This window comes from Iodidimonas sp. MBR-22 (assembly GCF_029946565.1).
Lineage (GTDB): Bacteria > Pseudomonadota > Alphaproteobacteria > Sphingomonadales > Rhodothalassiaceae > Iodidimonas > Iodidimonas nitroreducens.
In genome coordinates, this window is the sequence record NZ_JARKVQ010000002.1 from 236,992 (window position 1) to 251,505 (window position 14,514).

The 14,514-nt window shown below is 55.1% G+C and carries 10 protein-coding genes; 8 read left to right on the plus strand and 2 right to left on the minus strand.

Features of this window, described 5'->3' with window-relative positions:
* Positions 1-155: 155 nt before the first annotated feature.
* From QK300_RS02900 to QK300_RS02935, 8 genes are all read left to right on the plus strand, one after another.
* On the plus strand, positions 156-2,654 hold the full coding sequence (locus tag QK300_RS02900) for an ATP-binding protein (RefSeq protein WP_281300253.1): 2,499 nt from the start codon (positions 156-158) through the stop codon (positions 2,652-2,654).
* 179 nt (positions 2,655-2,833) lie between these two features.
* Positions 2,834-4,807, plus strand: a complete 1,974-nt coding sequence (gene betT / locus QK300_RS02905; protein ID WP_281300057.1) for a choline BCCT transporter BetT — start codon at positions 2,834-2,836, stop codon at positions 4,805-4,807.
* A 59-nt stretch (positions 4,808-4,866) separates the two neighbouring features.
* Positions 4,867-6,240 (plus strand): glutathione-disulfide reductase, encoded by a 1,374-nt coding sequence (gene gor, locus QK300_RS02910; RefSeq protein ID WP_281300056.1) that lies wholly within the window; start codon positions 4,867-4,869, stop codon positions 6,238-6,240.
* A gap of 131 nt (positions 6,241-6,371) precedes the next feature.
* Complete coding sequence (locus tag QK300_RS02915; RefSeq protein ID WP_281300055.1) at positions 6,372-7,760, plus strand: 3-deoxy-7-phosphoheptulonate synthase class II; 1,389 nt, start codon at positions 6,372-6,374, stop codon at positions 7,758-7,760.
* A 74-nt stretch (positions 7,761-7,834) separates the two neighbouring features.
* The gene (locus QK300_RS02920; RefSeq protein WP_281300054.1) at positions 7,835-9,520 is read left to right on the plus strand and encodes an NAD+ synthase; all 1,686 of its coding nucleotides are present in this window, start codon (positions 7,835-7,837) and stop codon (positions 9,518-9,520) included.
* Positions 9,517-10,857, plus strand: coding sequence for a glutamate--tRNA ligase (gltX, locus tag QK300_RS02925; protein WP_281300053.1), 1,341 nt, complete (start codon positions 9,517-9,519; stop codon positions 10,855-10,857). Before QK300_RS02920 ends, gltX begins: the two co-directional genes overlap by 4 nt.
* Positions 10,854-12,197, plus strand: coding sequence for a cysteine--tRNA ligase (gene cysS / locus QK300_RS02930; RefSeq protein ID WP_281300052.1), 1,344 nt, complete (start codon positions 10,854-10,856; stop codon positions 12,195-12,197). The genes gltX and cysS overlap by 4 nt, the downstream gene beginning before the upstream one ends.
* Positions 12,190-12,945: an RNA methyltransferase gene (locus QK300_RS02935; RefSeq protein ID WP_281300051.1), complete on the plus strand. Its 756-nt coding sequence runs from the start codon at positions 12,190-12,192 to the stop codon at positions 12,943-12,945. Before cysS ends, QK300_RS02935 begins: the two co-directional genes overlap by 8 nt.
* A gap of 304 nt (positions 12,946-13,249) precedes the next feature.
* On the opposite strand, the gene QK300_RS02940 is transcribed toward QK300_RS02935, so the two are convergent.
* Together QK300_RS02940 and QK300_RS02945 are read right to left on the minus strand one after the other, a co-directional pair.
* Positions 13,250-14,170, minus strand: a complete 921-nt coding sequence (locus QK300_RS02940) for a hypothetical protein (RefSeq protein ID WP_281300050.1) — start codon at positions 14,168-14,170, stop codon at positions 13,250-13,252.
* Positions 14,163-14,432, minus strand: a complete 270-nt coding sequence (locus QK300_RS02945) for a hypothetical protein (protein WP_281300049.1) — start codon at positions 14,430-14,432, stop codon at positions 14,163-14,165. The genes QK300_RS02940 and QK300_RS02945 overlap by 8 nt, the downstream gene beginning before the upstream one ends.
* Between the last annotated feature and the right edge of the window lie 82 nt (positions 14,433-14,514).

Here is a 14,514-nt window from a genome sequence, read left to right on the forward strand (position 1 = left end):
TAAAACGGATGGATCGAGTTCAGCAGTCGCTTTTTAGGCGCTCCATGATGCAGGGCAGCATCTTTGTGCTGCTCTGCGTGATGGCGTGTCTTTTATTGGGCATGCATCAAGTCCACGCCCAAAACAAGAGCGCGGATGAACCGCTCGTGCGGCCAATGCCAAGCTATGGCGGGGATGAGATCGTCGATAGCAGGCTGGACCTGAAAGATGTCATCGCCGAAGGCATGGCTCTGGTAAACCGAGAGCCGAAAAAAGCCTTGCAGATTGTACAGGATGCCTTGGATGTGCAGCCACTTGGTGCCTTGCCACCAGCGGATGCAGTGCAATTGCTGGTCGTTCAATCTTTAGCGCAAAGCCGGCTTGGGATGAATGAAGAGGCCTTGAAGGCGGCCCGCACGGCGCATGAAATTTTCATGGCATCCGATCTGGAGCGGCCATCGCCTTTGCAGGCGCAGCTTTTGATGGCCAGCGCCCGGGCCAGTGAATATCTGGGCGATATGGCCAATGCTTTAAGCCAGTTTTATACCGCCTGGGCGGTTTTTCGCGATCTTGAAGATAATCTGGGCATGGCGAATGCCCATGCCTCAGGTGCGGGAATCTATCATGAAATCGGTCAGATCGATAATGCCCTTTCCAATTATCAAATGGCCCTGAGCCGCGCTGAAGAAGCCGATGATGATTTCATGCGCGCCCGGATCATGATCAATATGGCCTACGCCTATTTGGAAAATGGTGATCCCGAACGCGCCCTTGTGCTTTTGGAGGATGTGAAGCCGATTGTCGTGCGTCTCGATAATCCTCTGATCGATGTCTATCATTTGGAAAATTTGGCGGAGGCTTCTTTTTATCTTGGCGAAAGGGATCAGGCGCGGGCCTTTTTCGTGGAAAGCCGGGCGATGGCCGAGGATTTGGGCATCGGCAGTTTGCTGAGCAATATCGCGTATTTCATGGCACAGATCGAGCTTCAGACCGGCAATATCGATGCGGCTTTAGCCGAAGCGGAAAAGGGATTGGCGCAGGCGCAAAAGAATGAAGAGCCCAGCCGGATGCGCGATCTGCACGGGCTTTTGGCCGATCTATCCGAAGAAAAAGGACAATTTGAAGCCGCCCTTTTCCATTTGAAGCAAAGCCGTAAATTCCATGATGAGATCAGCAGTTCGGACGTGCAGCAGCTTGGCAAGGTTCTGGAAGCTCAGATGGATCTGGAGCGGAAGGAACAGCAGATCGCCCTGTTAAAGCGCGATCAGGAAATCAATGAACTGCAAGTGCAAAGAGAATCAATCTGGCGCAATATCGCCCTTTCCGGGGCGCTGATGCTGCTGACGATCATTCTGGGGCTGACCATTTTACTCCGGGCGATGTCGAAATCGCGGAAGGAAGCCGAGGATCGCAGCCGGGACCTTTTGGTCGTGCAGACGGAATTAGAGCGCGCCAATCAAACCAAATCGAATATTCTGGCCATGACGAGCCATGAAGTGCGCACGCCCCTGAATGGCATTATGGGGATGGCGCAGGTCCTGCAAAGAACGGCGCAATCTCCTGAACAGATCCGCCTGATCGAAACCATCATGACCTCATCGGAAATGCTGCTGGTCATTTTGAATGATATTCTGGATATGTCGAAAATCGAGGCGGGCAGGCTGGATATACGCGCAGATCCTGTTCTAGTGTCGGGTTTGATACAAGGTGTTGAGGATTTATGGCGACCCAAGGCTGAGGAAAAAGGGCTGGCATTGGAAGCCCAGATCGACCCGTCCTTGCAAAGGGCGCGGATCGTGTGTGACGGGGGCCGGGTGCGACAGATTCTGTCGAATCTGCTCTCCAATGCCATCAAATTCTCCTCGACCGGGGCGATCCATCTGCGCGCCGAAACCGATGATGAGATTTTGGGTCGGTCGGCCATCGTTTTTTCGGTCAAGGATCATGGCATCGGGATTCCCGCAGGCCATGGCAAGGATTTGTTTGAGCCTTTTACCCAATTGGAAAGCGGTGCCACCCGCAAATATGGTGGCACCGGCCTTGGCTTATCGATCTGCAAAAAGCTGGTGGATCTGATGGATGGCCAGATCGGTTATGAAAGCGAACCGGGTGAGGGCACACGCTTTTGGTTTGCCATCCCCCTCATTTTAGATGCCAATCAACCCGTTGATGCGGTTGAGCAAGCCCCTCAAAATGCCCTCGGTTCTTCACAACAATCGGAAACGGGCTTGTTTGAAGGGGTGGCGGGCCAAGGCGGTGAAAAGCGGATTTTGATCGCGGAAGATAATCCCACCAATCAGATCGTGATCCGCGAAATGTTGCGCGGTCAGGGCTATGCCCTTGATTTTGCAGAAAATGGTGCCATCGCGCTGGAAAAATTGAAGGCCATGCCCTTTGATCTGGTTTTGATGGATGTCAATATGCCAGTGATGAATGGGGTGGAGGCCGTTGCCGAAATTCGCCGTTTGGAAAAGCTGGCAGGCACCCCCCCTTTGCCGGTAATCGCCATCACCGCCGATGCTTTTGAAGAAGATCGCGCCCGCCTGCTGGCCAATGGCATGGATGATTATATCTCAAAGCCCATTGATCGGCTCGGCATGCTGGATCTGTTGCGGGCAGTCTTTGCGGCTCAGGGTGCGAATGAAAAAGGCGAAGTTGAACCCGCCATCGGTTGATCAAACACCAAGGCTGATCGCGCTCAATCCCAATATTGGGAGGCGAGGCGTGCCGCTTTTCAGGCATTTTCCAAGGAACACAGAGCCCTGTTTGAAGCCTTTATTCATGCCCGATTTGCGCCCAGCGTGGTTTATGGCGTACATAAGCCTATCTTCAAGTGCATCCGAGAGGGGATTTCGTGGCTTTCTGGAACTGGAAACTTTTTGAGTCCGTCAATAAACCGGTTTTTTTCATCTCGGCGTTTCTGATTTTTTCTTCCGTGCTTGCGGCGGCTTTTTTCAGCCGTGAAACCGGTGCTCTTTTTGGGAGCCTGCAATCGGGTGTGGTGGCCCGTTTTGGCTGGCTTTATGTTTTATCGGTAGCGATTTTCCTTGTGTTCATCATCGGTCTGGCGATGAGCTCCTTTGGTGATGTCCGCCTCGGGCCGGATGCCTCGCGCCCTGATTTTTCCTATCTCTCATGGATTGCCATGCTGTTTTCGGCGGGCATGGGGATCGGGCTGATGTTTTTCGGGGTGGCCGAACCGATTTCCCATTATTTTGCCCCGCCCACCATCGAGGGGGGCACCGCCGATGCCGCGCGCGAGGCGATGAGCATCACCTTTTTCCATTGGGGGCTTCATGCTTGGGCGATCTATGCCGTGGTGGGCTTGTCCCTGGCTTATTTCGGCTATCGCAAAGGCCTGCCGCTGACGATCCGGTCGAGCCTTTACCCCCTTTTGGGTGAACGCATCTATGGGCCGATTGGTCATGCCGTTGATATTATGGCGGTGGTCAGCACGCTTTTTGGGGTGGCCACATCTTTGGGTGTGGGGGTGATGCAGGTCAATGCCGGGCTCAATCATCTGTTTGGCCTGCCGGATAATGATCTGGTTCATATGCTGTTGATCATTTCGATCACCGCTGCGGCCACACTCTCGGTGGTGGCGGGCCTGGATTCAGGGATCAAGCGCCTGAGCGAGATCAATTTGATCCTGGCTGTGTGCCTTTTGTTGTTTGTTCTTCTGGCCGGACCAACCCTGTTTTTGCTTCAGGCCTTCGTACAGAATCTGGGTGGCTATTTCAGCAGCTTCGTGAGCCGCACATTCTCGCTTTATGCTTATGAACCCAATGATTGGATCAGCGATTGGACCCTGTTTTACTGGGCCTGGTGGATTGCCTGGTCACCCTTTGTTGGCATGTTCATCGCCCGCATTTCACGCGGACGCACCATTCGCGAATTTGTGGTCTCTGTGCTGCTGGTGCCTTCGGGCTTTACGTTTTTGTGGATGACGGTTTTTGGCAATTCGGCCATTCTTTTCGATATGGAAGGGGTGGTATCGCTGGGGCAGGTCGTTGTGGATGATATGCCTGTGGCTTTGTTCCAGTTTTTGGAAGCGCTTCCCCTTTCGGCTATTGCCTCATTTCTGGGCACGGGGCTTGCCATCACCTTTTTCATCACCTCATCGGATTCCGGGTCTTTGGTGATTGATATCATCACCTCTGGCGGGGATCGCGAACCGCCGGTCTGGCAGCGGGTTTTCTGGGCTGTCACCGAAGGGGTCGTGGCGGCAATCCTGCTTTTGGCGGGGGGTCTTGCGGCCTTGCAGGCAGCCTCTTTGATCAGCGCTTTGCCATTTACTCTGGTCATTCTGGCTATTTGCTGGGGGCTTTATCAGGCACTGCGGGATGAGCGGGCGCGCAAGGTCAGCCATCGTGTGGCATCATCTTTGCCGATGGAAAACTTTGGAATTTCATGGAAGCAGCGCCTGCGCAGCATCCTGCAATTTCCCAAGCGCGAACAGGCGGAAAAATTCCTTGCCGATATTGCCCGTCCGGCCTTGCTCGAAGTGATGCGAGAGCTTAAATCGCGGGGGATGGAAGCACGGGTGGAAGAACAGAAAAATATCGTGCGGCTGATCGCCACGAATGGGGCGGATGGCTCCTATCCTTTTGATTATGCCATATATCTGCGCAGCTATGAGGTGCCGGGCTTTGCGATGTCGGAATTAAAAGCAAAGCCGGATAAAGTGCATCGCTTTTATCGCGCCGAGGTGTATCAAAGCGAAGGGGGCGATCCCTATGATGTGATCTCTTATTCGCAGGATCAATTGATCACGGATGTGATCACCCAATATGATCGTCATCGTTATTATCTGCATATGGTGAGCTGACCTGCCCATGGCATGAATGGGCTGACGACGGCTTCAGGGACAAGATCAAAGGACGCTTTATGACCTCATCGGATTATGATTATGATCTTTTCGTTATCGGGGCCGGATCGGGGGGTGTGCGGGCCAGCCGCATGGCGGCGTCTTTTGGGGCGAAAGTGGCGATAGCCGAAGAATATCGGGTGGGGGGCACCTGTGTCATTCGCGGTTGCGTTCCCAAAAAGCTGATGACCTATGCCGCCCATTATCACGAAGATTTTGAAGATGCCGTGGGCTATGGCTGGGATCAGATGACGCCGGGCTTTGATTGGCAGCGCTTTATCGCCGCCAAGGATGCGGAGATCGACCGGCTTAATGGAGCCTATAAAAACACCCTGCGCAGCCATAATGTTGAAATTTTTCAAAGCCGCGCGGTGCTCGAAGATGCCCATCATATCCGCATGGGGGATCGCGTGGTTAGCGCCGATACCATTTTGATCGCCACCGGTGGCACGGTGAACCTGCCTCGCACCCCGGGGGTGGACCTTGCCATCACCTCGAACGAGGCTTTCCATCTCAAAACCCTGCCGAAAAAGATCGTGATCGTTGGCGGCGGCTATATCGCGGTTGAATTTGCCGGGATTTTCAATGGCCTTGGCTCTGATGTCACCCTGATCTATCGGCGCGAGCGTATTCTGCGCGGCTTTGATGAGGATATCCGCAAAAGGCTGCAACAGTCCCTGATTGATAAAGGGATCAATATCCTGTGCCAAACCGATGTGGCCGCGATCAGAAAAGCCGATCCCAAAACCAGCGAATCCCGCCTTTTATTGAGCCTTGATAATGGCGATGAACTGGAAAGCGATGAACTGATGTATGCCATTGGCCGCCGCCCCAATACCGAAGGGCTGGGCCTTGATCGGGCGGGGGTGCAGCTTGATACCAATGGCGCGGTGCGGGTGGATGATTATTCGCGCACCAATATCGACAATATCTGGGCCGTGGGGGATGTGACCGATCGGATCGCCCTGACGCCGGTGGCGATCAAGGAAGGCCATGCCTTTGCCCTCACACGCTTTAACAAAACACCCACAGCGCCCGATCATCATAATGTGGCTTCGGCGGTGTTTTCCCATCCCCCCATCGCCTCGGTGGGGATGACCGAAGATCAGGCTCTTGATAAGCTGGGGGATGTGGATGTTTATGAATCCGATTTCCGACCCATGAAACATACTTTAGCCCATCGAGCCGACAGGGCCTATGCCAAGGTTATCGTTGATTGCAAAACCGATCATGTGGTGGGCATTCATATGATCGGCCCGGATGCACCTGAAATCATTCAAGGATTTGCGGTAGCTATGAAATTGGGGCTCACCAAAGCCGTCCTCGATCAAACCGTGGCCATTCATCCCACAAGCGCCGAAGAACTGGTGCTGATGCGCAATCGGCGTGGCTGATCGCCCCTTTTGGAGCAGAAAGCTTTTGATCGGCGTGCAGTTTGGGTGGACCCGCCGGATTTAAATGATTATGGTGCGGCCCCGCCGAAATCATAGAATGATATGTCAGTTTTTGTTGGAGTTTTTGAAAGATGAATGCGCGTTGGACCCCCGATAGCTGGAGAGCCTATCCGGCCGCGCAACAGCCCACTTATCCCGATCAGGATAAGCTTCTGGCCGTTGAAAAGAGCCTTTCGCGTGTGCCGCCGCTAGTTTTTGGTGGCGAGGTTCAGGCCTTGAAGCAGCAATTGGGCCGGGTGGCCGAAGGTCGGGCTTTTTTGTTGCAGGGCGGCGATTGCGCTGAAAGCTTTGCGGAATTTCATCCCCATACCATCCGCGATACCTTTCGCGTGCTGTTGCAGATGGCGGTGGTGCTGACCTTTGCCGCCGCCTGCCCGGTGGTGAAGGTGGGCCGCATGGCTGGCCAATTTGGCAAACCCCGGTCCAGCGATACGGAAAAGCAGGGTGATCAGGAACTGCCCAGCTATCGGGGTGATAATGTCAATGGCATCAGTTTCGATCCCCAATCCCGGCAGCCCGATCCCGAACGGCTGATCAAGGCTTATAATCAATCGGCGGCAACCCTTAATCTGCTGCGGGCCTATGCCAATGGCGGCTATGCCGATCTGCATAAGGTGCATCGCTGGAATCTGGATTTCGTGGCCAATTCACCGGCTGCGGCGCGGTTTCAGGATCTGGCGGATCGCATTGGCCAATCCCTTGATTTCATGCGCGCCTGCGGGGTGGGCGAAGGCACGGCCCATGAATTGCGGGGCACGGAATTTTTCACCAGCCATGAATGTCTGCTTTTGGGCTTTGAACAGGCCCTCACCCGCCCCGAAGACGGGGGCGGGCCGTGGGTCGATAGCTCGGCCCATATGCTGTGGTGCGGGGATCGCACCCGCGATCTTGAAGGGGCGCATCTGGAATTTCTGCGCGGCATCGATAACCCCATCGCGGTGAAGGTTGGCCCCAGCATGCAGCCGCTTGAACTTTTGAAGCTGATCGAGCTTCTCAATCCCATGGATGAGCCGGGGCGGCTGACCCTGATCTGCCGCTTTGGGGCCGATAAGATCGAAAAGCATCTGCCGGCTTTGGTGCGGGCGGTGAAGCGTGATGGCCGCCATGTGGTGTGGAGCTGTGATCCCATGCATGGCAATACGGTGAAAAGCTCGGTGGGCCTTAAAACCCGTGCTTTTGATCAGTTGATGCTGGAAGTGCGGCGCTTTTTTGCCATTCACCGGGCCGAAGGCACCTATGCCGGGGGCATCCATCTGGAATTGACCGGGCAGAATGTGACCGAATGCACCGGCGGGGCCATGGCCATCACCGAAGATAAGCTGAAATCCCGCTATCATACTCATTGCGATCCCCGGCTTAATGCCGATCAAAGCCTTGAAATGGCGTTTGAGATTGCGGCCCTTTTGAAAGACGAGCGCAAAGCCCTTTTGGCAAGCGATCAGATTGCCAAAAGCGCCTGAAGATGTGGCCAGATGTGCGGCGATAAGTGATCAGATCCCTTGTGGCTTTTGCGGGGGAAGGCTAAAAGGCGGCCATGACCGCTGTTTTATTTAAAATCGCATTGGTGCAGGGCAATCCCACCGTGGGGGATATCGCCGGGAATGTGGATCTGATCCGCGAAGCCCGGGCCCGTGCCGCACGGATGGGTGCCGATCTGGTGCTGACATCTGAATTGAGCCTTGTGGGTTATCCCACCGAGGATTTGATCTTAAAGCCTTTTTTCCAGCGCATGGCGATGCAGGCGGCCGAAGAACTGGCAAAGGAGACCGCTGATGGCGGCCCGGCGCTGATTGTTGGCGCGCCCTGGGTTGATGCGGATGGCGGGCATTATAATGCCGCCCTCGTCATGGATGGGGGCAGCATCACGGATCGGGTTTATAAAAGCTGCCTGCCCAATTATGGTGTTTTCGATGAAAAGCGCCTGTTCACCCCGGCCCGCGCGGTGGCCCCGGTGATGGTGCGCGGGCACTGCTTGGGTGTGATGATCTGCGAAGATATGTGGTTTGCCGATACCGCCCGCAGCCTTGCCGATCAGGGGGCGGAAATTCTGCTGGTGCCCACCGCATCGCCCTTTGAATCCAATAAGCTGCCTGAACGCCTCAGCGTCGCCCGCGAACGGGTGTTCGAGACCGGATTGCCCCTGGTTTTCGCCAATCAGATGGGTGGGCAGGATGAGATTATTTTCGATGGCTCGTCTTTTGTGCTCAATCCCCGCGCCGAAAAAGACGCCGAGATCATGGTGCAGCTTGCCGGTTTTCAAACGGATGAAGAGCTGCTTGTTTTCGAGGGCAGTGAAGGCGCGCTGGTGGCCCAAAAAGGCGTGGTGAAACCGGCCTTCAGCGATCTGGAAGCCATCTGGCAGGCCATGGTTTTGGGCCTGCGCGATTATATCGCAAAAAACGGCTTTCCCGGCGTTTTGATCGGGCTTTCGGGGGGGATCGATTCCGCCCTCACCGCCGCTGTTGCTGTTGATGCCCTTGGCCCGGATCGGGTGCGCACGGTGATGATGCCCTCACGTTTTACCAGCCAGGAAAGCCTTGATGATGCCATAGCCTGCGCCAAAATGCTGGGGGTGCGGCTTGATGAGGTGTCGATTGTGCCGGGGGTTTTGGCCTTTGATCAGATGATGGCCGATCTTTTCGAGGGCTGCGCGGTCGATAGCACGGAAGAAAATATTCAATCCCGGCTGCGGGGCATGATCCTGATGGCCCTGTCGAACAAATTTGGGGATCTGGTCCTCACCACGGGCAATAAATCGGAAGTCAGCGTTGGCTATGCCACCCTTTATGGCGATATGTGCGGCGGCTATTCGGTTTTGAAGGATATCTATAAAACCACGGTTTTTGCCCTGTCGCGCTGGCGGAATGGCACATATCCCGCGCATGTTCTGGGGCCCGATGGTGCGGTGATGCCCGATCGGGTGGTCAGCAAACCCCCCAGCGCCGAATTGCGGGCTGATCAGAAAGATGAAGACAGCCTGCCGCCTTATGATGAGCTCGATGATATTCTGCTGTGCCTTGTTGAAGGGTCGATGCCGGTGTCTGAAATCGTGGCCCGTGGCCATGATCCACAGACGGTGGCGCGGATCGAACAATTGCTTTATATCGCAGAATATAAGCGTCGACAGGCGGCGCCGGGGGTAAAGATTTCCCGGAAAAGCTTTGGCCGTGATCGGCGCTTTCCCATCACCAACGGATTCAGATCGGCACGCATCAAATGACTGTGAATGTACGTTTTGCCCCTTCGCCCACCGGGCTTTTGCATGTTGGCAATGTGCGGGCGGCTTTGCTTAATTGGTTATTTGCGCGCCAGCAAAATGGCCATTTTCTGCTGCGTTTCGATGATACCGATGCCGAGCGATCCCAGCAGATTTATATCGATGCCATTCGCGAGGATTTGCGCTGGCTTGGGTTGAATTGGGACCATGAAGCCCGCCAATCCGAACGATTGAGCCAATATCAGGCGGCCGCAGATAAGCTGCGGGATATGGGGCGGCTTTATCCCTGCTATGAAACGCCTGAGGAATTGGGGCTGAAGCGCAGGCTGCAATTGGGCCGGGGCCTGCCGCCGGTTTATGATCGGGCGGCACTTTTGCTGGGCGATGCGGATCGTGTCCGCCTTGAGGCCGAAGGCCGGATTCCCCATTGGCGTTTCAAGCTGGATACGACAAAACGTGTGGAATGGCATGATCTCATTCGCGGGCCGCAATCGATCGATCCGGCCAGCCTGTCTGATCCGGTGTTGATCCGCGCCGATGGCAGCTTTTTATATATGCTGCCCTCAACGGTGGATGATATCGATTTTGCCATCAGCCATGTGGTGCGGGGCGAAGATCATGTCACCAATTCCGGTGAGCAGATCCAGATTTTTGAAGCTTTGGGGAAAAAGCCGCCCCTGTTTGCCCATTATCCCCTGCTGAAAGCCAAGGGCGGGGGCAAATTTTCCAAGCGCGCGGGCAGTGGCTCAATCCGGGCTCTGCGCGATGAAATGGGGCTGGAAGCCGATGCCATCAACAGCTTCATTGCCCGCCTTGGCTCTGCCGATTCCATCGAGCCTTTCATCGGCCTCGAACCTTTGATTGCCGGTTTTGATTTCAGCCGCTTTTCCCGGTCTTCGGCGATTTTCGATGAGGATGAACTGGATCAGATCAATGCCCGGATTTTGCATCAATTGCCATTTGATCGGGTAGCCACGCGGCCCGAATTGGATGGTTTGGGCGAAGATTTCTGGCAGGCCGTGCGCGGCAATCTGGTGCATTGGAAGGATATCCGCCAATGGGTGCGGGTGGTGCGCGGCCCCTTATCCCCCTTGATCGACGCCGAGGATCGCAGCTTTCTGGCTGAAGCGGCGGCGCTTTTGCCCCCCGCCCTTGATGATGAAAGCTGGAAAAGCTGGACCACCGCCTTGAAAAACAGCACGGGCCGCAAGGGCAAGGCTTTGTTCCTGCCCCTGCGCCTTGCCCTCACGGCCAAGGATCATGGCCCTGAAATGGCTGCCCTTCTGCCGATGATCGGAGCTTCGTCCGCCAAAAAACGACTGCGGGGGGAGAGTGCGTGAGCCTTGTTCTGACCAATAGCATGAGCGGGCAAAAAGAGCCCTTCAAGCCCATTGATGCGGCCAATGTGCGCATGTATGTGTGCGGGCCCACGGTTTATGATCATGCGCATATCGGCAATGCCCGCCCGCCGGTGGTTTTCGATCTGCTTTATCGCCTGCTGGGCCATCTTTATGGGGCCGCGCATGTAACCTATGCCCGCAATATCACCGATATCGATGACAAGATCATCGCCCGGGCACAGGAAAGCGGGCGGGATATTGCGGATATCACCGATCACTATGCGCGCATTTATCGCGAAGATATGGCGCAGCTCAATATCCTGCCGCCCGATATCGAGCCTTTGGCCACCGATCATATCGAGCCGATGATCGCCATGATCACAGCTTTGATCGAAAAGCAGGTGGCCTATGCCGCCGAAGGCCATGTGTTGTTTCATGTGCCCGCCATGCCCGATTATGGCAAGCTTAGCCATCGCCCGCGCGAAGAGATGGTGGCCGGCGCCCGGGTGGAGGTGGCACCCTATAAAAAAGACCCTGCCGATTTCATTTTATGGAAACCGAGCAGCCCCGATCAGCCGGGATGGGATAGCCCCTGGGGGCGCGGGCGTCCGGGCTGGCATCTGGAATGTTCGGCGATGATCAAAGCCCATCTGGGCACGGAAATCGATCTTCATGGCGGCGGGCAGGATCTGATCTTTCCCCATCATGAAAATGAAATGGCCCAAAGCGAATGTGCCCATGGCCATCCTTTCGTGCGCACATGGGTGCATAATGGCTATGTGCTGGCGGGCGGCGAGAAGATGTCGAAGTCGCTGGGGAATTTTCATACCGTTCATGATCTTTTGGCGGATTTCCCGGGTGAGGCGATCCGGCTGACTTTGATGTCGGCGCATTATCGCCAGCCCCTTGATTTCACGAAAGATGGCATTGCCGAAAACAGGCGGCGGCTGGATCGCTGGTATCGGCTGATTGCGGGCGTGGAGGCGGCCAAAAGCCCACCGCAAACGGTGATCACAGCCCTTGAAGATGATCTCAACAGCCCTAAGGCCATTGCTGCCTTGGAAGCCTTGGCAAAGCCCGAAACGGCCGATCAGTTGCTGGCCGGGGCGCAGTTCATGGGGCTGTTGTTGCAAGCACCCGAAGCATGGTTCAAGGCGGAACGGTCCGGCGGATTGGATCAACAGGCGGTGGAAGCCTTGATAGTGGAGCGGCGTGCGGCACGCCAAGCGCGGGATTTCGCCCGGGCCGATGCGGTGCGCGATCAGCTTGATGCGGCGGGTATTCGCCTGCTCGATCGCCCCGATGGCACCACCGATTGGGAACGGATCGGCCATGATTGATCGGGCCCCCATCGTTATTCTTGTGCGGCCGCAATTGGGCGAGAATATCGGCAAGGCGGCGCGGGCCATGCTCAATTTCGGGCTGACCGAACTGCGCCTTGTGGCGCCGCGCGATGGCTGGCCCAATCCGGCGGCAGGCCCTGCCGCATCGGGGGCGGATCAAGTGCTGGATGAGGCGCGGATTTATGATGATGTGGCCCAGGCCGTGGCCGATCTCCATCATGTTTATGCCACCACCGTGCGCCCGCGCGATATGCTCAAGCCGGTGGTGACCCCGGTTGAAGCGGTGGCGGCCATCCGCAGCACACAAGGGCAAAGCGGCCTGATGTTTGGCCCGGAACGATCCGGCCTTGATAATGAAGAGGTGGCGCTGGCCGATAGCATCCTGACTGTGCCGGTGAACCCTCATTTCTCAAGCCTCAATCTGGCGCAGGCGGTGATCCTCACGGCCTATGAATGGTATCAGGCGCAGGTGAATGATGCGGTCAATCCGCAGGCTGATGTCGCTCGGCCTGAAATGGAGCGGCTGCCCGCGCCCAAGGCCGAGTATCAAGGGCTTTATGATCAGCTTGAACGCGATCTCGCCAGCCGAGGCTTTTTCCGCTCCGCCGGGCGCAAGCCAACCCAGATGCGGGCGCTCAAAACCCTGATGCAAAATGCCGGATTTTCCAGTCAGGAAATCCAAACCCTGCGCGGCGTCCTCAAAACCCTCACCTGGCCCGAAAGAGATGGGCCAGAGAGCGGCTAGGGGGATGATCGATAAGAAAATATTTTAATCAAATGTGATAAATATTGCCGAACTCGTTTCTGTGTTCGGAGGTAAACTGGGGGAAGGTTCCTGTTCCCACAAGCTTGCTTTATGGTGGTCATCATGCGATTGTTGCCTGATGGAGCGTGCCGTGTCAAACAACCATCATCGACCTTCGTCGGTCCGCTTACGGATGAAGGGACTAGTTGTGGTGGTCGCTGTTATCGTGTCCTATATAGGCTTTGTGAGTCTATCCGTCGAATGGACACTGATCATCGCTTCCATGGTATTTGTTTGCCTCATTTTATTCCTTTGGAGGGCGGGCGTCAGGAAACAGCGGAATGGGCATTCTGGGCGGTAAGGGCTCTAAGACCTTCGTGACCCGATGCGAGCCGATGACGGGTATCCAGCCTTCGTCATTGTATTCCTCTCGATATTTCACCTGGATCTTCATTTGAATTCCTTCTGCTAGCGTAACAGGCAGCGTCTTGTCGTGGATGGCGTCAAGAAAGCTCTGATCCTTCATCATGGCGCTAAACTCAAGTCCGTCTTTGGCGAAGCGCCAGCGGCGAGGTTCGGGCACGAGTGTGGGCTTGATCAAGGTCACAATCCATGTGTCGGTAATCGTCTGTGAATTTGTATCAGATATGGTTTCCACGTCGCTGAGCCATAATCCGCTACGTGCCGCAAATTCCGTTCTTGGGATCGAGTGAACGGTTCCACCTCCATATGGACGAATAATGTCGATTGCACTGTAGGCAGGTTCGTCCTGCAAGATGCCGAAAAACTCCATTTCCCGTTTCCGGAGGTCGTTCGATTCTTTGAGCAGACGATTGTTCTCTTCAAAAACCGCCATTTGCTCGGGTGGCAATCGAGGGTCATCGGATAAGAGGCTCTCAAGTTCGATGCCTATCATCGATGTACCGATTAGGCCGCCTAGGGTAATGGTAACTCGGGATACTAGCGGATATTCCGACATGCCGCCGACAAGAGTTTTGCCAAAATTTTCACATTTCCGCAAAACGAATTTGAATATGTTACTTCCATCCTCAACGCCAGCCAAGCCAACTTCCATGCGGCTTCCAGGCGTGATAATCTCTCCGGCAGTCTTAAGAATTTCGATGTAGGCCGTTAGCGCGCGGATGACATTCTCTGCGTCAGGAGTTTGGCCTTCGGTAATTTCTAACCTTAGCGTTACGTCAGCTTCAGCTTCAGCTTCAGCCATGCGGCCTCCCGAAACTACATTCCAAGGCTATGCCGCGCCGATCAGTGAGTAATTTAGCAAAGACAAAAGAATGTATCCCTTTTTTAATTCCCACATCAGCATTAAATTCGGGTATGACTTCAGATGGATTGAAAACGTCATAACCCAATGCGCGTATAAACGGCAAAACCAATGATGTTTTTGCCGCTTCTTCCGTAGCCAGAAATTGCTTTTGTTCGATTGTCTTTTTCTGAAGTTCCTGCAAGTCCCTATAAAGATCCATCTTAATTCATTTCCATGGCATGATTTCAGGAATGGTTGGTCCAATCACAACAGATACGGACCATAAAGCTAGCCCATGGACA

Excerpts from the sequence above, each read along its gene's own strand:
- QK300_RS02945 (WP_281300049.1), bottom strand. The coding sequence starts at position 14,432 with ATGGATCTTTATAGGGACTTGCAGGAACTTCAGAAAAAGACAATCGAA.
- QK300_RS02940 (WP_281300050.1), bottom strand. The coding sequence starts at position 14,170 with ATGGCTGAAGCTGAAGCTGAAGCTGACGTAACGCTAAGGTTAGAAATT.
- QK300_RS02935 (WP_281300051.1), top strand. The coding sequence starts at position 12,190 with ATGATTGATCGGGCCCCCATCGTTATTCTTGTGCGGCCGCAATTGGGC.
- gor (WP_281300056.1), top strand. The coding sequence starts at position 4,867 with ATGACCTCATCGGATTATGATTATGATCTTTTCGTTATCGGGGCCGGA.
- QK300_RS02920 (WP_281300054.1), top strand. The coding sequence starts at position 7,835 with ATGACCGCTGTTTTATTTAAAATCGCATTGGTGCAGGGCAATCCCACC.
- QK300_RS02900 (WP_281300253.1), top strand. The coding sequence starts at position 156 with ATGCCAAGCTATGGCGGGGATGAGATCGTCGATAGCAGGCTGGACCTG.
- gltX (WP_281300053.1), top strand. The coding sequence starts at position 9,517 with ATGACTGTGAATGTACGTTTTGCCCCTTCGCCCACCGGGCTTTTGCAT.
- QK300_RS02915 (WP_281300055.1), top strand. The coding sequence starts at position 6,372 with ATGAATGCGCGTTGGACCCCCGATAGCTGGAGAGCCTATCCGGCCGCG.